Genomic DNA, 19,732 nt, shown 5'->3' on the forward strand with positions numbered 1-19,732 from the left:
GACCCTTCGTTGAAATGTCCAATTTTCTATAGACATAACACCCGTACGGGGTATAAAGAGAAAGTGTTCCTTGAAACGTCTATGTTTCAACATCCAATATCTATTAGGTAGCAACTTGGGTTATTTATAGACATAGCACTCCTACGGAGTGCGTTCGATTAAACACGCTGTTTCTATAGATATATCACCCCTACGGGGTGATGAAAATGCCTAAGCCCGTTCGTTGAAACGTTCAAAATTTATGAGTAGCAACTTGGGTTATAGATACTACCAGAATGACTTGATCAGCGATATAATGGCCGCAACAGCTGATCCGAGTGCTATCCATATAGCAGATTTTACATCTTTGTTTGATATTGATTGCTGCTGCCCCTCTAATTTCCCTTTAATCCATGCAACATCTGTTTCTACGTTTCGGAGCCCATTGTCTATACGCTTAGCGTCGTGTTTAATATCTTCTATGGATCGTTTGACCTCTGCAACGGATTGTTTGACCTCTGCGATGGCTTGCTCGTTACTACGCTTGATATCCGCCATTGCACTCAAAATCTGATCTTTGAAATCTTGATCTGACATTTTTTCTCCCTCCTCCACCTACAAGTTTAACATTAAAGCAGTAAAAAGTCAAACCCAATTTCATGATGCTGCGGATGAAACGGGTGCCAGAAACCGATCACATTCCTGAAGCACAGTCGCAACCTCGATGGTATGCATACACGGCGAAGTTCCATCAGATAACGCCTGACACCCATATTCAAATCCTAAATTCAGGCACGGACTACACGGCAGTGCCGCACAGACAATACCGGCATCACGGCTCCAAGGTCCCCACTGTGCAGCGTTTGTTGGACCGTGCAGCCCGATAACCGGTGTACCCGTCGCAGCGGCAAGATGCATCGGCCCACAGTTCCCGCTCACCACTAACACCGCATCCGAAAAAAGCGCGGCAAGTTGATTAACGTCTGTCCGTCCGGCAAGGACGACTGCCCGCTGCTGCGTCCGCGCCGCAATCGCTTCAGAGACGTGGACCTCATTCGGCGCGCCTGTCAAAACAATCTGTACGCCGTAGCGTGCAATAAGTGCATCTGCTAATGCGACATAGTATTCTTGGCGCCACCTTCTACGCGGTTCACCCCGTCTCCCCGCTTCTGGATGTAGTACCACAAACGGTACATCCAGCGAAATCTGTTCTTGAACCAAGACTTCGCGCACCCACGTCCGTGCCGCCGCGCCGCACCAGGTTTCAAGCGTAAATTCCTGTGTTGAGCATCCCAATCGCGTCGCAAGGTCCAAAAAATTTCGCACTTCGTGCCGACCTTGGACGTGTTGCACTGTCTCTGTAAAGAGAAAATGGCGATACTGCCCTTTTGTCTGAAACCCAATGCGCACTGGTGCCCCGCTAATATATGCAAGGAGCGCGCTCAACCGGGGCCAGTGCTCCAGATCGATTGCCCAATCAAACTGTTCGCGCCGCAACAACGCAAACAACCGATACATCGGCATCCGAAAAGAGAACTGTTTATCAATGTAGGGGCAGTTTGCCAAATAGTTAAGATTCGTCGCGGAAGCCAACATTGTGAGCTCCGCATCCGGGAAAGCCTGCCGTATCGCACGGATCGTCGGAACAGCCAAAATGGTATCACCCAATGCAGAGAGTTGGATGAAGAGGATTTTTTTCGGTGTATAAGACGCCGCATCGCGCCTACAAAATAGACTGAGCATACCACAAAGCGGTATGCCCAAATAACGGTCTAAGTACTGTTGAAAACGGTTGGATTGCGTCATGGTTTTCAGTTCTCAGCCGTCAGCAATCGGCTGTCAGCCGTCGGCTGACAACTGACGGCTGATGGCTACTAATTCGCATACCCATACAACTCAATCTCCGCGATCTTGGCTAACGCTGTCGTCGGACCTGTGAGATGGTACAGATACCGCCCGCGCCGTCTATTACCGTCAGGCGTCTCTACATTCTCACGCTTGAGTTTCAGGTTCTCACGCCGTTGTGCTGCATCATCTGTCGTCCGTCGCACCAATAGTTTAATACCCGTCGTCGTGACAACCTTGTTCAGACGGATGTCAATCACTCGTTCCTTATTTGTCCGTCGGTCATAGATCTTTTTCCATTCTCCGAGGGAGTCGAACGCTTGCACCTCAAAATCCTCCAGATTCGTGGAGTGGATGACGATACGATAAATTGACCGCTTCTCTGGCAGATAGATAATCGCCTCTGAGGGGATATTGAGGTCGGTTAAGGCACTGCCGGAACTCTTCTTGCGTTGAGACTGCCCAATTGTTTCAGGATTATCGTCAATAAGTGCTGGGTCACTGGCTGTTACACCCGATTGAAGTGCGTAATTCTCACTCCAACTCTGCCCGAGACTACAACCGACACATAAACCCATCAGACCCAACAGCGGCAACATGTAAATATAACGGACCTTGAATTGCGTACGCATTATTCCCTTCTCCTTCGGATTTGACTATTCATTGTCTCAATCTGCTTAACAATATCCTCTTTCGTCAACGGACGGACATTAAAATGTAATTGTCTAAAGAACGGCACGAGATCTTCACCGGCTGCTTTGCTAAAATAGTAGACCAGCACACTTGTCGGCATCAGGGACTCTAATTGTTGGTGAAGCCCATCCGCCTCCATCAATTCAAAGACCTTAATATAAAAATCGTTGCCGTATCGTTCCCATAATTCTGCCACCAGTGTGTACGCGTAGCGATATCTCCACTGTGTCAAGGGGCTGCTTTCCGTATGCCCGACCCAATTCTCCAGTTCGTTCTCACCGTTGAGATCAATGCGGATATCCGCCTTAAGGCTATCAAGTTTAGCGTGCAATCCGCCTTTGGCATACTCCGACTGAATCAGCACGGCGATGCCTTCGGAAAACCAGACGGGGATATAATAGATATTCGTGAACGCGTGTGTCAATTCATGTACCCGCACCCCGTGTTTTTCATACATCTGCATCGGAAAGTCCATCTGTATGCCGCTAATAAACTTCACATACCGTCCGTTTGAAATGCCGGAGCGATACTGGGTACTCGTAAACGCTGCGAGTCTACTGCCTCTATAGGCATCATGCAGGGTCACATGGATCTGATGCTCCGGATGAAACCCGAAGTGTTCGCTCATGGCATCGTAAAGGCTCTCCATATACCCGAGTGCGCTGAGGATGAATTCTTTCCGCTCCAGGACCTCGTCGAATTCGGGGTGGTTATGCAAATCTTCAGCGAATTTGAGCGTATAGTGGACGCTTTCACCGAAGAGTGCATCATCTGTGATGTCATCGTCATCAATCTTTGCTTTCGAGGGTTTGAGCATCAGGGAACTCGCGTTCCGCTGTTCAAGTAGCCGTTTCTCACGGCGCTGCTGTGCCTCGTTCAGCGCAGTACAGCTGTTGAAAACCAGTGCTGCGAGAAGTAGTGTCGGTATCACATACAGAAAGGTAGCAACACGGCGTAATGGACTTCTATGTTTCATGATACACCCCTCATTAGAGCGGCGCCGCCCTCGATTTATCGCCGATGCGGCGCATGGTAATATCTTGCTCAACCGTCGGGTCGGGCAGTCCTGTCTCAGCGAGCCTGCGTTCCAAAAAAGCCGACATCTCCGCTTTCAAACGCGCGACGACATCGTCGGCTTCCTCAGCGAGGTTATAGACTTCATCGGGATCCTCTTCAAGATCGTAAAGTTCCAAATCTGGCGTGTTGTAAACAGCAGGCGTACCACCGGTTTCAACAATCAATTTCCATTTTTCGGTCTGCCATCCGCGCTTTTTCATCCAGCCACACTCAGTCAGATAGACCGCCCCTGTCGTGCCATCGTGCGCGCCGCTTTCGATCGGCGTACGTAGACTTATCCCTTCCATCTTTTCACGTTCCGCCAGTGCTGTCAATCCCGCATAATCAAGAATCGTCGGCGCGATATCAGTGAGACGGACAAGGCCGCCAAGTCGCTGCGCTGCTGGGATAAGTGCCGGGCAATGAACGATCAACGGCACATGGCAGTTGGTTTCGTAAAGTCCGTGATGATCATACCAGAGTTCGTGTTCATCAAGCTCTTCACCGTGATCCGCCGTAATGATCAGCAGCGTCTCCTCAAACTGTCCAGAATCTTGTAGATACCGAAAAAGCTGCGCGAGGCATGCGTCCATATAGGCGATCGAGGCATCGTATTGTGAATTCACATACCGTCTATCTCGCCAGAGTCGTTTCTTCGCAATGTCCTCGGGATCCGCAGGGTCTGGTGTGCACATCCACTGTCGGAAATAGTCCGTGAAGGGTTCACAGGCATAAACGGCATCCATACTTCGATTGTTCGGATCGCATTCGTCGCCGGAATAAAACATCCGTTCAAAGGGAAGCGGCGGGTGATACGGTGTGTGCGGATCCCAGTAGTGGAGAAAAGCGAACCAGGGTTTATCTTGAGACTGTGCGAGGTCTAAAAGTGCCATTGCTGTCTCATTCACCGCCTCCGCTTTTCGCGCTTTCCGGTAACCGCTTTCCCATTGATAGCCTCGGTACTGACCTTCAGGAAAACCGCGCTGGAACCAACGCCCCAAATTGTCCGCGGCGACAGTGAAATAGCCCGCTGCGTTCAGCAATTCCGGCACCGTCTTAACGTCTTCTGCCAAGTTTAGTGTCCCACCTTGTGTGATGATTTGGTGAGACAAAACATCTTTGCCGGTGAACATCGTGGTATGCGCAGGGTGCGTCGGGATATGTGGACTGATACACTTCTCAAAAAGCGTTGATTTTTCTACCAGTGCATCGAGGTGTGGTGTTGTTAGATTGTAATGTCCGTAACAACTCATACTCGATGCTCGGAGTGTATCTAATGAGATAAGGATAATATTGCGCAAACTTTCTGCTCCTTTATTAGCCATTAGCCATTAGCAGTCAGCCGTCAGTACGATTTTCTCTCACTGCGAGGCATGAAAAATCTTTCAGTTATCGGTTAAGAGATGATTTGTGGCAAGGCTTTTCTCGGAGCTGCCACAGAAATCGGACTGAGTCCTGACAACTCTTTCAACGCTTTTATCAGACGGATGGATGACATGGGATTTAAAAAGGTCCGATAATCCGTATGATACTGACAGCTGATGGAAACCGATTGCTGACGGCTAATCCACTGACAACTGATGAAACACTAATCCCCCGCTGCAACATCCGCCGCCGAACTCTGCGCCGCACGGATCGCTTCACATAGGTACGTAATTCCTTCAGGAATATCATCGACATGGCAGTATGCATACGCCAGCCGGATCGACTTCACTGGGGCGTTCGCATAGTGGAAAGCACTCCCATTGCTGTAACCGACCCCTTTTTCAGATGCCAACTGTTGCAACTTCTGCATATCCGTCGTTTCGGGCAAATCTATCCAGAGGAACAATCCACCGCGTGGTCGCGTCCACGTACAGAGGTCACTCACATGCGCGTCAAGCGTATCTACCACCGCCCGACATTTCGCGCCGACAGCAGCGTTCGTCTTTACAAGATGTGCTTCAAGATGCTCTGTGAAGAATTCAGCAACAATCGCACTCGCCAACGCGCTCGTCCCGCCGTCCCAGCGGTTCTGGTGGATTTGCCCATAATACGGTTGTCTCGCCACAAAATACCCCTGCCGCACCCCTGCCCCTAAAATCTTTGAGAAAGTCGCAATGAAGATCACTCGATTTGAAGTGTCTAACTTAAACAGCGAATCCGGGGTCGGTGTTGATGTAAAGTCGATGTCGCCATAACAATCGTCTTCAACAATCAGTGTATCATATTCTTCTGCGAGTGCCAGCATCCGCTTTCGGCGTTCAAGCGAGAGGATTGCACCCGTCGGATTCTGATGGTTGGATGTCGTATAAATTAACGCGGGACGGATGTTTTTTTGCTTGAGTTCTTTCAGTTTCGATGCCAGCGCGTCCATATCCATACCGTCGGTATAGTCCATTGCCACGCCTTCGATATTTGCCTCGAAATGTCGCATGATCCCCAAAGTGCCGCTGTAAGTATATTCCTCTGTTAGCACGGTATCACCGGGGTTGATAAATGTGCCAAGTACCAATTCCAGTGCCTGCATAGAACCGGAGGTAATTGAGATATTATCTATCGGTAGCGGGATACCTTCACGCCGTTCAAAGCGCATGGATGCAAGTTCACGCAAACCGCTATAGCCCGATTCGCCTGGATAATTCACTAAATCGCCGCCCAGTTTTCGGAGTGCCTTCTCACTCGCTGCAATGAGTCCTTCTGTCGGGAACGTATACGGATCCGGACGCCCCCCTGTAAAAGCAAAATCCTTCATAATATACTCCTTCTTGTAGATAGATACCCCTTAGCATCTAATTATAACAAACTTTGGGAAAAAAATCAATGTGTTGTCAGCGGTCAGCCAGGATGATTTAGTTTTCGGTTTTTGAGTCCAATTTTGGACACCCACCAGGCCCGGTAGGTTCGGTTAGGAATGCAGGTCGCATTTGGTCGAGTACGCCGCAAAACTGCACCATAGGTGTCAATTTAGTGATTTTTCGTTCGATTCTCGTCCTATTAATTCTGAACTGTGATTTTTGTGATAAGGTCTGTGATGGGAAATAAGCTGCTGATTGTGGTGTTTAAGTTTCTACAGAGATGCCGTTCCTACGGAACTGAAGAGGTTTTTGAAGTCATCAATGTTTCCGCGCAGGAGCCGGTTCGGTTAGGAAACCGAACCTACTGGGCCTAGGGCTAAAATTGGACCAAAAACCGGAAACTGAATGGTGTTGACTGACAATCGACAACCAATTGACACCAATTCCCCAATATGTTATACTTTCGCTATCTTTATAGAATAGAACTCTACACGCATTTATTGAAATGACAGCCCAAAACCCGCGCCAATATCTCACATTTGAACCGATGCATCTCGATGATCTGAAACAGGTCTTAGCAATCGAAAACCAATGCTTTGAGCATCCGTGGAGCAAGACCTATTTCACACTGTCCCTGAAACGACCTCGTTCGTTTGAGTATTTATACGTCGCACGGCGCGAGGATACCGTCGTCGGCTACATCGTGTTTAACATCCTTCATGAAGAAGCACATATTTTGAACATCGCGGTACCACCTGCCAATCAGCGGCAAGGCATCGGCAAATATCTACTCGCTTCAGCCTTAGAAATGGCACAGTCAGATGATGGGCGCGAGGTGTTCTTGGAAGTCGCCGTCAGCAATTTACCGGCGCAGTATCTTTACCGTCAATTCGGGTTCCGCATCTGTGGCATCCGAAAAAACTACTACGGACGCTATAAAGACGCTTACGTCTTTCGCAAAGGAGCCGAAACCGATGCTACTTAACCTCTTAAGCCATACTATTGCAGCGACCCCAACTCTATCGCTCTCAACCCGCCGACAAGAAGCACGAACCGTCGGCAGAAACGGTTGGCGCGTCATTGAAGAAGAGGCACAGTGGAACCCCGCTGAAACCGCTATCATTGTTGTTGATATGTGGAACGAACACTGGTCCTGGGGTGCAACAGAACGTGTAAACGTAATGGCACCCCGGATGAACATCGTGCTTGGACGTGCAAGAGAAAACGGCGTGCAGATTATCCACGCCCCCTCTGATACCATGGATTTCTACGAGGCACACCCGGCGCGCCGTTCGGTGTTGGAATTTCCACACGCCGACCCACCCCCTGAACGCGAGATGCCCGATCCGCCACAACCCGTTGATGCCTCCGATGGCGGTTCAGATACCGGCGAAGCCGAAAGTTACAAAGCCTGGCACCGTCAGCATCCAGTCATTGAAATTGACGATACGGATGCTATCAGTGACGACGGGCAGGAGGTTTACAACCTGCTCCATCACCAAGGTGTCAAGAACCTCATCTTCATGGGCGTTCACACGAATATGTGTGTCCTTGGACGCTCTTTTGCGATTAAACAGATGGTACGCTGGGGCTTCAACGCCGTGCTTGCTCGCGATCTCACCGATGCGATGTACAACCCATTCAAACCGCCGTACGTCAGTCACGAAGAAGGGACACAGTTAATCATTGAATATATTGAGAAATTCTGGTGCCCCACAATCCTCAGCGGTGATTTAACAACTCCGAAGGTGTAGATAGCCATCAGCAGTCAGCAGTCAGCAGTCAGCAAGAATAGCCATCAGCCATCAGCAGTCAGTTAAGAGGCGTTGGATTCACCAAACACCCTCTTTACTGACGGCTGAGAGGTTTTTTCGCAGAAAAACCGCCCTGACGGCTGATAGCCATTCTCGCAGAAAAACCACCCTGACAACTGATTGCTATTCCTCAACCACAACAAGCCGCTGATTTGCTGCTATATCCGTCAAGGTCTGTACAATACCGCTCGGCCACTGGATAACAATCCGATCCACCCGCTGATGGTGTGCGAGTCCGAATTCGACATCAAGGCTGCTCTGTGAGAGGTAACTGTCTCCCGCCGTCACCTGCTGGAGCTGATGAAGATCCCCCGTACTCACTGTGACGATCGCACCGACACCGTCACGGTTGCTGATTGTGCCGACCGTGCGAATCTGGAGCCAGTGGTGTTGATGACCGCCGTCATTTCGGAGCAAAGTCGGTTTTGCATTGCTGTTGACAATGAGCAGATCCAAATCGCCATCGGCATCATAATCCGCGACGGCTACACCTCTGCCGACACCATAAGCATCGGATTCTCGGAGACCGACAGCCTGAGAAATATCCGTGAAAGTGCCGTCGCCATTGTTCTGGAGAAAGACATCCGGTTGCCCGTGTGCTTCCCATGCAGCCGGATCGATGTGTCCCGCGGCAAAAAATAGGTCCAGATCGCCGTCGTTGTCGGCATCAAAAAATGCCGTCCCCCAACACGTCTTACCCAGTCCAGATTCAAAAACGCCGCTCCGCGCGGAGACATCGGTAAAGGTGCCATCTCCGTCGTTTCTATAGAGAATGTTGTTCTCATCAAGCCAATTCGTAACGAAGAGATCTAAGTCGCCGTCGATGTCATAATCCCCCCAAGTGACCCCCATCCCGCTTCGGATGTCGCCGGTACCGCTTCTCGCCTCTGGACGGTTGGTATTCGTGAAAGTTAACTCACCGTCGTTGCGATAGAGGATATTTTGATCGGTATCATTTGCGAGATAGATATCCAGATCGCCATCAGTATCGTAATCCGCCGCAGCGACTCCGAGTGTCAGGTGAAACCCGCCGTTCACCTTCGCAGCCTCCGTAATATTGATGAAACCGCCGTCCCCTTTGTTTAAATAGAGGATGTTCGTCTGCCCGAAAAAATCGTAAGGAAAAAAGACTTCATCGCCTTGTGGCACTTTCGTATATTCAATATAATTGCCGATATAGAGGTCTAAGTACCCGTCAACATCGTAATCTCCCCATGCGATGCCAGCCCCGAAACCGTTGTGCCCAATTCCACCTGCGCCAGATGAGAAGCGTTTGAAAGTGCCGTCCCCGTTGTTGCGATAGAATATATTCGCCTTGTAATTCGTAACGTATAGGTCGGCATCAGCATCGTTATCATAATCTGCGAAGGCGCATCCCATACCCCAACCGGTGTCCCCGACCCCAGCGGCATCGGTTACATCGGTGAAAGTGCCATCCCCGTTGTTGCGATAGAGTGCGTTTTTCGGTTGCACCGCGTCCGGGTCAGGCCTCACTAATGCGGCGTTGGCGATATAAAGATCCAGCCAGCCATCATTGTCATAATCCCGCCATGCCGCACCGGAACCAACAAGTGCTGGCACCACGCGCAGATCAATACCGCCAGCATGCACAAAATGGATACCGGCTTGTTCAGTGACATCCACGAATTGGATGTCGGATGCATAACCGTTAAATATAAATGCCCAACTCAAAATTACAATAACAGTTCGTAGCCGCTGCTGCATTCGGAACCTTCTCGGTGTGTCTAAGTGTGCTTTTAATCACATATTATAGTAAATCCCATAATTATTTGCACACACGGTAACTCGTAGGGGCTGGGGGATTTAGTCTGGGAATAGACTAAATCCATTCCTTGTATTACATTCCCAGCCCCTACGAACGGGAAAAGTGTAAACATATTTTCCGATTTTACTATATAACTCAAGTTGCTACTCATTTCATTGAAAGTGATTGATTCACCGCAGGATTTTGTAGCGTGATGCACGTCGCGTCTGGGGTTTTTGCTTGGGTGTTTCTTCGCGTACGCCGCGAAACTTTTAGTTTGCGTCTCCGCACGCACAATCTAAAAGATTATGCTACAAAGCTGGCAACTTGCGTTATTATACACAAAACCACAAGTTCGTTGTATCTTAATTACAGAGCCATTCAGTTTTAAGAAATTATAGAGTTTCTCGTCCTTTTCTCAGGATCCGGTGCGGTTCCAAACCGCACCTACCGGGCCTGGGGGCCAAAATTGGACAAAGAAACCGAAAACTGAATGACTCTGTCTTAATTATGGGTTGTCAGCAAGAATAGCCGTCAGCCATCGGTTTCCATCAGCGGTCAGTAAAGCGGGGTTTAGAAAAACCTGCGGGAAACCCCCAAGCAAAAACACATCTCTTTGCTGACACCTGACAACCCATAATTTAGTTGCAATTCACCGAAAAGTATGTTAAAATACATAGGAGATATTGTTGTAGAGCCAATCGTTCAAGTTAGAGGAACTGCAAGTGGAAATGTCTGTCTTAGTACTCAATGCAAGTTACGAAGCGATCAACGTTTGCAACCTCCGGCGTGCTATGAAAATGGTTTTCAAAGGCACTGCACAGACGGAAGAAGTCTCAGATATCGAGATTAATTCGCCAAGTGCTGCAATAAAAGTACCGCATGTCATTCGTTTGGTAAGATATGTTCACGTTCCGCGGAGTGTCGTCAAATTTTCACGAAGGAACGTCCTCGTCCGCGACCAGTATACATGTCAATACTGCTACAAAGAGTTGCCGACTCTGCAGCTGACACTTGACCATGTCGTTCCGATCTCTCGCGGGGGTGAAACGACGTGGGAAAACGTTGTGACAGCCTGCAAAAAGTGTAATAACAAAAAAGGGAATAAGATGCTCTACGAAACGCGCCTGAAACTTGCACGCCAACCCAAAACACCATCAATTTTGACATATCTGCAGCTCAACCGTCATTTTCGCGGGTGTCACCCGTCGTGGAGAAAATATCTGTATATCAACTAAACCATGCAAGATCCCGAAAAACTGAAAAAGTCTTGGGAGTTCCAGCGCGCTTATCAGAAGGGCAGTAAGTATTGGAACCGGTATTTCGTGATATACGTGCTACATAACCACTTCAATCATCTCCGACTCGGGATAACTGTCAGCAAGAAAGTCGGGAAGAGCGTACAAAGGAATCGGGTTAAGCGATTAATTCGCGAATCATTTCGGCAATTACGCCCGCAAGTAAAGGTAGGGTACGATATTGTTGTCGTCGGCAGGACATCGGCGTGTCGGCTCACATGTCAAGAGACACAGCATGCGTTAGCCCAGCTATTCCACAAGGCACTAATCTTGAACCGCCGTAGCAGAAACCGGAATCATTGAGGGCATGTTTTGCCTACGGGTATTATGGTAAATCCCATAATTATTTGCACACACGATAACTCGTAGGGGCGAGGTTACCTCGCCCCTACTGAATGCTTGTAGAGGAAAATAGGCGTGGCGTGTTGTAAACCGCATCAAAAAGACGTGAAACAGCCCGAAAAGCAAGGGGTAGACCACCCATCGCGTAGAAGAGTGATACTCACAGCGCCGATCCGTTTTTATAGACGCTTTGTTTCACCGATCCTGCCACCCTCGTGCCGTTTTTATCCGACATGCTCGCAATACGCACTTGAAGCTTTAGAACGCTATGGAATCTTCAAAGGGTGCTGGCTAACACTAAAACGACTCTCAAAATGCCACCCATATCATCCGGGTGGCTTTGATCCGCTAAAATAATGGATGCGGACTTTGGAAATTAATTTCTAAAATATATAGGACTTACCCTGTTAGAAACCGCTAAGTCCGTCTGATGAAACGGATTTAAGGGCTAAACAAAGAAAATTTCGCGCCGCGTACTTAAATTTGCGTAAGTCCTGACACATAAAATGAGGAGCACCTAATCTCAATGGGCGCACGTTACATTCTTGCACTGGTTCTAATGATTGGAGTCATGGTCCTATGGAGCCTGTTTCTTGCACCGAAACCAGATGAAAATCCGTCTACCGAGAAGGCACCCGTAGCATCAGACACCGGTGAAACGCCAGTCGATCCTGCAACACAGGCAACATCCGAGGCAACCGATGCACCCAGCAGTCCCGAGCTCTGGACACAAGTTGCGGAAAGCCCGGACGATGCAATGATCAACGTCCAAACCGATAACTATAGTATCGTCTTTAACGAAAAACTCGCGATCGCTAAGGAGTGGCGGCTCAACCATTTTCCAGACCGATCAGATGGGACGAGTGAACCTTTGAATCTGATTCCGAAAAATGCCCCGAACTGCCTTGAACTTCGATTGGGAAATCAACTCTTGCAGAACGACCTTAACCTCCGCTTAGCGACATGGCGGGCGGATAAATCCGAAATTGACATTACAAATGGACAAGATGCTGAAACACTCACATTTACAACAACCATCGGAGAGAAACTACAGGTAACGAAGCAGTTCACCTTCATCCCAAATACCTATTTCGTTGACATGGAGATAACCTTCCATAATACATCCGGTGAACAGTTACCTATAAATGGATACAAACTTCGATGGGGGCCAGGTATCAATTCCGATTTGCTACCGCACGAAAAAAGGAGCGGCAAACGCGGGCGGCGCGGCACAGAAGGCGCGAAAGCCTATATCGGTGAGGGAAAACCGCAACGCCAATTCAAGCCTGAACAAGCCTTAGCCCCTGTCCTCTGGGCAGGTATGGATAGCCAGTACTTCAGCGCATTGATAATTCCGGACCCTGTACTCAACGCTACATACAATTTGGATGGATCTCAGGCAAACACCGCGACAGATATTACTGTCACCGCCGCAAACGAAATAGCCGAACTCGTCCTATCAAAACCTTATCTCGAACGCGCGCAAGAAACGACGGAAACCTTTCGACTCTATGTCGGACCGAAAGACGATACGATTTTAAAGAGTATCGAAGCACCGAATGCCCCAGAAAATCCGGTCCGCCTCTCCAAAATTATTGATTTCGGATTTTTCTGGTTCATCGCATGGGGCATGCTCTGGATATTCAAAGGGTTGCACTCGGTCTTCGGGAACTACGGCGTCTCGATTATTCTCCTCACCGCTTTGGTCAAGTTAATCTCTTATCCCTTTACACGCAAAGCGCATAATTCTATGAAGAAGATGCAGAAACTTCAACCGCAGTTGCTCGAATTAAAGGAGAAATATAGGGACGATCCCCAGAAGCTCAATCGCGCAACGATGCGCCTCTATAAGGAAAACGGGGTCAATCCGTTAGGCGGTTGTATCCCCTGGCTCCCACAAATCCCCATTTTCTGGGCACTTTTCGCACTCCTTGGCAGTGCTGTCGAGTTACGGGGCGCACCCTTTTTCCTCTGGATTAATGACCTTTCTGCCCCCGATACTTTAATCGAACTGCCGTTCACGATCCCGTTGATCGTCACGCAGATTGATGCTATACGTTTATTGCCCATCATAAACGGGTTGACAACTTGGCTCCAACAGAAATTCGTCGGTAATATGACCCCCACGACCGACAACATGCAAGCGAAATTGATGCAGTTTATGCCGCTCATCTTTATCTTTATCTTCTACAACTGGGCATCAGGGTTTGTGTTATATTGGCTGTGCAACAATGTGTTCACGATCGCGCAACAATACATACAGAACCGAAGCGCGGCGGATGAAGAGCAAATCGCAGTGGTAGATAACAGGAGGCGGAACAACGCGAAACAAAAGTAGTTATCAGGGGAATAGTTGTCAGTTATCAGTGCGATTTTTTCTGCGAAAAAATCTTTCAGTTTTCAGAAAGAGACTTTGGGATACCCGAAAACCTCTTAACTGACGGCTGATGGCTGACGGCTGATTGCTATTCTTGCTGATAACTATTAAATAGGAGGACATGAACCTGTGCAACATTATATCGAAGCCGAAGGCGACACGGTGGAGGAAGCAATTGAACAGGCACTCAACGAACTTGAGGCGACTCGGGAGCAAGTTACAATCGACATTGTCACTGAACCGACGAAGGGAATTTTGAACTTCGGCGCGAAACTGGCAAAAATCCGAGCAACCCTCAAACAAGATGTCTCTACTGCACCAGACGCAATCCTCAGCGAAATTCTCAACCGGATGAGGATTGACGCAGAAATTGAATCGAACTTCATCGATGGGAGCACGCATCTCAACATCCTCACGGACAGCCCCGCCTTATTGATCGGGAAACACGGACAGACCCTTGACGCAATTGAACGCTTACTTAATTGTATCATCAATAAAGCCTCGCTCGTCAAAAGACGCGTTTTTGTTGATACCGAAGGTTACCGAGAACGTCGAGAAGAACGACTCGTTGAAATGGCGCATCAAGTTGCAGAAAAAGTCAGATATACGAACCGGGAAGTTGTCCTCGCACCGATGTCCGCACGCGACCGACGGATCATTCATGTTACCTTAAAAGGGGACGCTGTTATCTCTACCTACAGCCAAGGCGAAGGGGAAATGCGACGCGTCATCGTTACCACACAACAGCCTTAATTATTGAAAACTCAATGCTCTATCTGTCTTATGCGTTGGGGCTATTAAAATGAAATTTCACGATACGATTGCAGCCATCGCAACAGCGCAGGGTGAAGCCGGTATCGGTATTGTCCGAGTCAGCGGGACACTCGCACTGAGCATCGCCGCTGAAGTCTTCCGATCGGCGCGCGGGGTGGTGCCAACAGAATTGCCAACGCATACGCTTAATTATGGACATGTCGTAGATACAACGGCAGCTGATGAGGTTATTGATGAAGTCCTACTCGGTATCATGCACGCACCGAGAACTTATACTGGTGAAGACATCGTTGAGTTTAACTGCCACGGCGGGACAATCCCGCTCACGGGGGTATTAGATTTGGTGGTGAGGCACGGCGCACGCATCGCGGCGCCGGGCGAATTTACAAAACGCGCGTTCCTAAACGGGAGACTTGACCTTGCACAAGCCGAAGCCGTCGCGGAACTCATCGCTTCAAAAACAGACTTAAGCCGAAAAATCGCTGTAGCAGCACTCGCTGGAAAACTCTCTGATACCGTCAACGGATTGAACGATCAGCTCGCAGCCCTACTTGCAGAAATCGAGGCTTCTATCGACTTCCCTGAGGAAGACTTGGATTTCATGAAGGTGGAGACGCAACTTGAAACTGCCCGCGCAGTTCAGACCGATCTGACGGCACTCCTTGAAACTGCCGCCGAAGGTAGGCTTATTACGGAAGGGGCTAACGTCGCGATACTCGGTAAGCCAAACGTCGGAAAATCGAGTCTGCTCAATGCCCTGCTCGGAACGCCCCGAGCAATTGTCACCGATATACCCGGCACAACGCGCGATACGATTGAGGAGATGATTAACATCGGCGGTATCCCTTTGAAACTCATTGATACTGCCGGGATCCGACACACAGATGACGTTGTAGAACAACAAGGCGTTGAACGCAGCAAGGCGGTGCAGGATAGGGCAGAATTATGGCTCCTCATGTTCGATGCATCGCAACCGCTCAATGATGCCGATCTTGAACTCTTAAAGACTGCGCAATCATCCAGTGCAATTCTTATTCTCAACAAAACGGATCTACCCGTTGTAACGTCGCCAACAGCGCTGCTTGCACACTGTCCGAAAAAACGGGTCGTCGAAACAGTGATTCCTGAAGGTAAGGGACTTGACAAACTAAAAGCCATGGTCTCTGAGGAACTGCTTGGCGGTGAATTGGTCATCGGTGAATCGCCGATCGTGACAAACGCTCGTCACCAAGAGGCACTCCGGCGCGCGAATGAAGGGCTTAATTATGCGATAGAGAGTCTCGAAAACCGGATGCCGCCTGACCTCATCGCTGTGGATCTACGAATTAGTCTTGATGGCCTTGGGGACATCGTCGGTAAAACAACGACGGAGGATATTCTTGATAGAATTTTCTCACAGTTCTGTGTCGGAAAGTGATGTTTACGAAAAGGGAACTTTTATCGGGGTGAGGTGTGTCTATTTCTACGTGTAAGCGGGAGGCACATTCTCACAAAGGAGTGATTATGTTAGCCGCAAAACAACAGTGGTGCCCGCGCTGCAAAAGGCACGTCCAAACAGAACAGAAGCGGTCCAGTATTGGCAGACAGAAAGAACTCGTCAGAATTATCATTACCTGTTTCAAGTGTCGTACAACGCTATCGAGCAAAACAACCAGCGCAGCTGCGCTTGAGCAGAACGAAGAAATTTCACCGGAAGAATAACACGCGTCCCAATACGGGTAGGCGCAGTTTTGCGGCGCACTCGCTTATAAGCGATCTGCATTCCTAAACCTGCCTACTGACAACTGCGTACTGATAACTGAAAACTAATAACCAATAAAGGAGAAAACTCATGTTTAATTCCGTTGTTCGCCGTATCTCACTCGGCGTTTTATTGCTGATGATAGGTACAATGCCAGCACTCCTCGCGAGCGGAGAGATCAGTTGGGAAAAATCGCTTGAGGACGGTATAAAAGAAGCCGAGAAGACCGGCAAACCCATTATGCTCGATTTCTATACTGATACATGAGGGTTCTGTGATCGGCTGGATGCCGAAACATTTACGGATGATCGCATCATTGCGTTGTCCAAAAAGTTCATCCCGATTAAGGTAAACCCTGAAAATCAAGAATACCCTGAGAATGTAGAAGCCGTGAGGCGGTATCAGGTTACCGGATTCCCAACAATCGTCTTCGCAAGTTCAGATGGCGGTATGATTGCGAAACAGGTAGGATTCATCTACCCGAATGACTTCGCACCCGTGATAGAAGCTGCATTGGAAAAAGAGCAAGCCTTCATGGAAAAACTTGCTAAACTCGATAAGACACCGGATGATGTCAAACTTAATTCTCAAGTTGCACTCACCTATCTGGAACGGATGCAGCTTGAAAAAGCGCTCCCGTTCAGTAAGAAAGCGTTTCAACACGACCCGAAAAATCGCACAGGTCTTATGCCAGACTTGCATAACCAACTCGGACTCGCTTATGCCGGAAAGGTTGAAGCGGCTATGGTTGGCGCACCTGAAGAAGCCGGGATGTACTTTGAAAAGGCGGTTTCGCACTTCAGAACTGTGATAGACGAGTACCCGAAGAGCGATGTCAAGGATCCCGCCCAGTATTATCTCGGTATAACGTACGCGATCAAAGGCGAGTTTGATGAGGCAATCTCGGTGCTTGAAAAGTTAGTCCATCATACCAGCGATGCGAATATCAAGCAGAACGCTGAAGCGATGTTGGAACGGGTGAAAGATTTGGCGGGTTCTAACTAACGATCTCCGATAGGTGCGGTTTTATGAAGATTAAAGTATTAATTCGGTAATTTTTGGATGGAGCCCGGTGCGGTTAGGAAACCGCACCTACCGGGCCTGGGGAAAGATAGAATTACCGAAATATTTTCTTAAACTTCATTCAACCGCACCTACAATTCCATTAACGCCGTAATCTCCCCCGGGGTCAGAAGTCGATACTGCCCCTGTGGGAGGTTACCCAATCGTAAATTACCGATCCGGACCCGCTGCAAACGGATTACCGGAAACCCCACGGCTTTAAACATCAGGCGCACCTGCCGTTTCTTCCCCTCGTGAATGACTACCTCAAACTTCGTTGACGCGCCATCTCTGCTTGTCTTCAAACGTTCAACTTTCGCTGGTGCCGTGGTCCCGCTCGGAATCGTGACACCTTCACGCAACCGTTGAACAGCGTTGTCGTTTGGCACGCCCTTCACCCATGCCAGATAGGTTTTCTCGATCTCGTGGCTCGGATGCAGCAACCGATAGGCAAAGTTCCCATCATTCGTGAAGAGGAGCAGCCCCTCGGTTTCCAAATCTAAACGCCCGACAGGGTAGATGCTATCAGGCAGGTCGGCGACGAGATTCATGACGGTAGGACGACCACGCTCATCGCTGCGTGTCGTTAAGTAGCCCGCAGGTTTGTTCAGCATCAGATAGATGTGTTCTGTCAGTGGTTCAACCCGTTTCCCTTCAAATTCAACCGTATCGGTCTCTACGTTAATCGGGTGTCCCGGGACCAAAACGGGGTCGCCGTTCACAGTGACCCGTCCGGCTTGGATACGCTTTTTCACCGCCCGTCGAGAGGCGATGCCTGAGGTAGCAATATACTTTTCAAGTCGCATGTTGGTTGATGGCTATTCCTCTATCTGCCATCCTTTTTCTGTAGCAATTCGCCGCAACTTTTGGTCCGGGTTAACGGCAACCGGATGTCCAAACAATTCTAACTTGTACGCGTCTGTGTGGTGATTCCCATACGCGTAAGAGTTACTGAGGTCGAGCCCATGTTCAGTTGCGAGTTGCTGGGCAAGTTTCGCTTTGTTTTCCGCAAAAGGGTGCAACCCGACACGCTGACCCGTAAGTTTCCCATCGACTACCTCTAATTCATGGGCAACCATTAAATCGGTTTGGAAGTGTTCGTGGAACGGTTGAACGAGGAACGACAACGATCCTGACATCAAAATAACCGTCCGCCCATCGGCTTGATGTGCGTGTATCAAGTTGGAAATATGGGACGCGATGCTCGGACGGAGTGTATCAACAAAGCAGCGTCGCGCAATCTCATTGAGGCGTTGCTGCGCCAAACCGCGAAGGTAAACTTTGTTGGATTTCGCCACCGGCACGGACTTAACCTTCAGAAGATTGGAGGTCCACTCAAGCAAATTTGGTATTGGGATCTCACCGTGGCTCAGGAGATAGGACAAAAAAACTTGTTCTGAGGAGACGCGGATAATCGTGCCATCTAAGTCGAAGATAGCGCATGTTTTAGATGTTGTCATGTTACCTGCTGCCCCAATGCGCGTCGATACGCTTTGACGGCAGCTTCCATGCCGATATAAAGCGCGTCTGCCATGAGATGGTGCCCGATAGAGACTTCAAGAAGCCCTGCTAATTTCTGCATCAGCGGTAGGTTATCAAGGTTCAGGTCGTGTCCGGCGTTGACACCAAGTCCCAAATCTACCGCCTTCGCCGCTGCGGTTTCTAACAGCGCGAATTCACGTTCAATTTCCGCTTCCGTTTCTGCCATTGCGTAAGGGGCGGTATAGAGTTCGATTCTATCCGCCCCGGTGTCGCGTGTCCTCGCTATCTGTTCAACATCTGTTCCGCTAAATAGGCTGACACGAATATCTGCATCTTTCAAGGCTGCGATAATCGGTTTCAACGTGTCCCCGTCTTTACGAATATCCCAGACGGTATGGCTTGTTACCTCCCCTGCGACAACGGGAACGAGGGTGCATTGTGTCGGTTTTGTGTGGTGTACCATTTCAATAAGGTCAGGTCTCGGGTCGCCTTCAATGTTATATTCAATAGTGGGTCTTTTTTTTGTATTGATTTCTTTTAGCCGTTCGGCGATGTCCGTAACATCTTTAGGTGTGATATGGCGTTGATCTTCACGCGGATGCACAGTGATACCTTGTGCGCCTGCAGCGACACAGGTATCAACAGCGGTGAGTACATCCGGAATATCACCACCCCGTGAGTTTCGTAATGTTGCGACTTTATTTACGTTTACACTTAAGGCTGTCAT

At 49.1% G+C, this 19,732-nt stretch carries 21 protein-coding genes; 11 read left to right on the top strand and 10 right to left on the bottom strand.

The genetic code is table 11. The features are described from left to right. Positions 1-267 precede the first annotated feature (267 nt). From OXH00_19640 to OXH00_19665, 6 genes are all read right to left on the bottom strand, one after another. Entirely contained in the window at positions 268-576 is a 309-nt protein-coding gene (locus tag OXH00_19640; GenBank protein MCY3743237.1) for a hypothetical protein, read from the bottom strand. A 60-nt stretch (positions 577-636) separates the two neighbouring features. Beyond that, positions 637-1,785 carry a glycosyltransferase family 9 protein gene (locus tag OXH00_19645; GenBank protein ID MCY3743238.1) on the bottom strand — a complete coding sequence of 383 codons (1,149 nt, stop codon included), beginning with the start codon at positions 1,783-1,785 and terminating at the stop codon, positions 637-639. Between the two features lie 68 nt (positions 1,786-1,853). Then, entirely contained in the window at positions 1,854-2,456 is a 603-nt protein-coding gene (locus OXH00_19650; protein ID MCY3743239.1) for a hypothetical protein, read from the bottom strand. Beyond that, positions 2,456-3,493 carry a hypothetical protein gene (locus tag OXH00_19655; GenBank protein ID MCY3743240.1) on the bottom strand — a complete coding sequence of 346 codons (1,038 nt, stop codon included), beginning with the start codon at positions 3,491-3,493 and terminating at the stop codon, positions 2,456-2,458. Before OXH00_19655 ends, OXH00_19650 begins: the two co-directional genes overlap by 1 nt. Positions 3,494-3,506: 13 nt before the next feature. Then, positions 3,507-4,874, bottom strand: a complete 1,368-nt coding sequence (locus tag OXH00_19660) for a sulfatase-like hydrolase/transferase (GenBank protein MCY3743241.1) — start codon at positions 4,872-4,874, stop codon at positions 3,507-3,509. A 287-nt stretch (positions 4,875-5,161) separates the two neighbouring features. Then, a complete protein-coding gene (locus tag OXH00_19665; protein ID MCY3743242.1) occupies positions 5,162-6,307 on the bottom strand; it encodes a PLP-dependent aminotransferase family protein in 1,146 nt (381 codons plus the stop codon). A gap of 548 nt (positions 6,308-6,855) precedes the next feature. On the opposite strand from OXH00_19665, the gene rimI reads away from it, so the two are divergent. Together rimI and OXH00_19675 are read left to right on the top strand one after the other, a co-directional pair. Then, positions 6,856-7,335, top strand: a complete 480-nt coding sequence (rimI, locus tag OXH00_19670) for a ribosomal protein S18-alanine N-acetyltransferase (protein ID MCY3743243.1) — start codon at positions 6,856-6,858, stop codon at positions 7,333-7,335. Next, a complete protein-coding gene (locus OXH00_19675) occupies positions 7,325-8,104 on the top strand; it encodes an isochorismatase family protein (GenBank protein ID MCY3743244.1) in 780 nt (259 codons plus the stop codon). Before rimI ends, OXH00_19675 begins: the two co-directional genes overlap by 11 nt. A 183-nt stretch (positions 8,105-8,287) precedes the next feature. On the opposite strand, the gene OXH00_19680 is transcribed toward OXH00_19675, so the two are convergent. After that, positions 8,288-9,889 (bottom strand): CRTAC1 family protein, encoded by a 1,602-nt coding sequence (locus tag OXH00_19680; GenBank protein MCY3743245.1) that lies wholly within the window; start codon positions 9,887-9,889, stop codon positions 8,288-8,290. A gap of 771 nt (positions 9,890-10,660) precedes the next feature. Between OXH00_19680 and OXH00_19685 the strand changes: the two genes are divergently transcribed. The 9 genes from OXH00_19685 to OXH00_19725 all read left to right on the top strand — a co-directional run bounded on the left by OXH00_19685 (position 10,661) and on the right by OXH00_19725 (position 17,466). Further along, on the top strand, positions 10,661-11,167 hold the full coding sequence (locus tag OXH00_19685) for an HNH endonuclease (protein ID MCY3743246.1): 507 nt from the start codon (positions 10,661-10,663) through the stop codon (positions 11,165-11,167). A 3-nt stretch (positions 11,168-11,170) separates the two neighbouring features. Beyond that, positions 11,171-11,530 (top strand): ribonuclease P protein component, encoded by a 360-nt coding sequence (gene rnpA, locus OXH00_19690; GenBank protein MCY3743247.1) that lies wholly within the window; start codon positions 11,171-11,173, stop codon positions 11,528-11,530. A gap of 192 nt (positions 11,531-11,722) precedes the next feature. Beyond that, positions 11,723-11,926, top strand: a complete 204-nt coding sequence (gene yidD / locus OXH00_19695) for a membrane protein insertion efficiency factor YidD (protein MCY3743248.1) — start codon at positions 11,723-11,725, stop codon at positions 11,924-11,926. A gap of 169 nt (positions 11,927-12,095) precedes the next feature. After that, entirely contained in the window at positions 12,096-13,907 is a 1,812-nt protein-coding gene (gene yidC, locus OXH00_19700; protein ID MCY3743249.1) for a membrane protein insertase YidC, read from the top strand. A 168-nt stretch (positions 13,908-14,075) separates the two neighbouring features. Beyond that, on the top strand, positions 14,076-14,699 hold the full coding sequence (locus OXH00_19705; protein MCY3743250.1) for a protein jag: 624 nt from the start codon (positions 14,076-14,078) through the stop codon (positions 14,697-14,699). 49 nt (positions 14,700-14,748) lie between these two features. Beyond that, on the top strand, positions 14,749-16,137 hold the full coding sequence (gene mnmE / locus OXH00_19710; protein MCY3743251.1) for a tRNA uridine-5-carboxymethylaminomethyl(34) synthesis GTPase MnmE: 1,389 nt from the start codon (positions 14,749-14,751) through the stop codon (positions 16,135-16,137). A gap of 86 nt (positions 16,138-16,223) precedes the next feature. Beyond that, the gene (locus OXH00_19715) at positions 16,224-16,421 is read left to right on the top strand and encodes a hypothetical protein (GenBank protein ID MCY3743252.1); all 198 of its coding nucleotides are present in this window, start codon (positions 16,224-16,226) and stop codon (positions 16,419-16,421) included. Between the two features lie 130 nt (positions 16,422-16,551). Further along, the gene (locus OXH00_19720) at positions 16,552-16,728 is read left to right on the top strand and encodes a hypothetical protein (GenBank protein ID MCY3743253.1); all 177 of its coding nucleotides are present in this window, start codon (positions 16,552-16,554) and stop codon (positions 16,726-16,728) included. Between the two features lie 15 nt (positions 16,729-16,743). Beyond that, the gene (locus tag OXH00_19725; protein MCY3743254.1) at positions 16,744-17,466 is read left to right on the top strand and encodes a hypothetical protein; all 723 of its coding nucleotides are present in this window, start codon (positions 16,744-16,746) and stop codon (positions 17,464-17,466) included. Positions 17,467-17,615: 149 nt separating this feature from the next. Here the strand turns inward: OXH00_19725 and OXH00_19730 are convergent, their stop codons facing one another. Genes OXH00_19730 through OXH00_19740 form a run of 3 tightly spaced genes read right to left on the bottom strand, consistent with a single transcriptional unit; the run spans position 17,616 to position 19,732 of the window. Next, positions 17,616-18,329 (bottom strand): pseudouridine synthase, encoded by a 714-nt coding sequence (locus tag OXH00_19730; GenBank protein ID MCY3743255.1) that lies wholly within the window; start codon positions 18,327-18,329, stop codon positions 17,616-17,618. Positions 18,330-18,341: 12 nt separating this feature from the next. Beyond that, the gene (locus tag OXH00_19735; protein MCY3743256.1) at positions 18,342-18,983 is read right to left on the bottom strand and encodes an HAD-IB family hydrolase; all 642 of its coding nucleotides are present in this window, start codon (positions 18,981-18,983) and stop codon (positions 18,342-18,344) included. Then, positions 18,980-19,732 (bottom strand): pyridoxine 5'-phosphate synthase, encoded by a 753-nt coding sequence (locus OXH00_19740; protein MCY3743257.1) that lies wholly within the window; start codon positions 19,730-19,732, stop codon positions 18,980-18,982. The genes OXH00_19735 and OXH00_19740 overlap by 4 nt, the downstream gene beginning before the upstream one ends.

The sequence above is a fragment of the Candidatus Poribacteria bacterium genome (assembly GCA_026706025.1).
Taxonomy (GTDB): Bacteria; Poribacteria; WGA-4E; order WGA-4E; family WGA-3G; genus WGA-3G.

Coding starts and splice junctions, on each gene's coding strand:
- OXH00_19680 (MCY3743245.1), bottom strand. CDS start 9,889: ATGCAGCAGCGGCTACGAACTGTTATTGTAATTTTGAGTTGGGCATTT.
- OXH00_19730 (MCY3743255.1), bottom strand. CDS start 18,329: ATGCGACTTGAAAAGTATATTGCTACCTCAGGCATCGCCTCTCGACGG.
- OXH00_19740 (MCY3743257.1), bottom strand. CDS start 19,732: ATGACAGCCTTAAGTGTAAACGTAAATAAAGTCGCAACATTACGAAAC.
- OXH00_19650 (MCY3743239.1), bottom strand. CDS start 2,456: ATGCGTACGCAATTCAAGGTCCGTTATATTTACATGTTGCCGCTGTTG.
- rimI (MCY3743243.1), top strand. CDS start 6,856: ATGACAGCCCAAAACCCGCGCCAATATCTCACATTTGAACCGATGCAT.
- OXH00_19685 (MCY3743246.1), top strand. CDS start 10,661: ATGTCTGTCTTAGTACTCAATGCAAGTTACGAAGCGATCAACGTTTGC.
- OXH00_19715 (MCY3743252.1), top strand. CDS start 16,224: ATGTTAGCCGCAAAACAACAGTGGTGCCCGCGCTGCAAAAGGCACGTC.
- OXH00_19720 (MCY3743253.1), top strand. CDS start 16,552: ATGTTTAATTCCGTTGTTCGCCGTATCTCACTCGGCGTTTTATTGCTG.
- yidC (MCY3743249.1), top strand. CDS start 12,096: ATGGGCGCACGTTACATTCTTGCACTGGTTCTAATGATTGGAGTCATG.
- rnpA (MCY3743247.1), top strand. CDS start 11,171: ATGCAAGATCCCGAAAAACTGAAAAAGTCTTGGGAGTTCCAGCGCGCT.
- OXH00_19675 (MCY3743244.1), top strand. CDS start 7,325: ATGCTACTTAACCTCTTAAGCCATACTATTGCAGCGACCCCAACTCTA.
- OXH00_19665 (MCY3743242.1), bottom strand. CDS start 6,307: ATGAAGGATTTTGCTTTTACAGGGGGGCGTCCGGATCCGTATACGTTC.
- OXH00_19735 (MCY3743256.1), bottom strand. CDS start 18,983: ATGACAACATCTAAAACATGCGCTATCTTCGACTTAGATGGCACGATT.
- OXH00_19645 (MCY3743238.1), bottom strand. CDS start 1,785: ATGACGCAATCCAACCGTTTTCAACAGTACTTAGACCGTTATTTGGGC.
- mnmE (MCY3743251.1), top strand. CDS start 14,749: ATGAAATTTCACGATACGATTGCAGCCATCGCAACAGCGCAGGGTGAA.
- OXH00_19640 (MCY3743237.1), bottom strand. CDS start 576: ATGTCAGATCAAGATTTCAAAGATCAGATTTTGAGTGCAATGGCGGAT.
- OXH00_19655 (MCY3743240.1), bottom strand. CDS start 3,493: ATGAAACATAGAAGTCCATTACGCCGTGTTGCTACCTTTCTGTATGTG.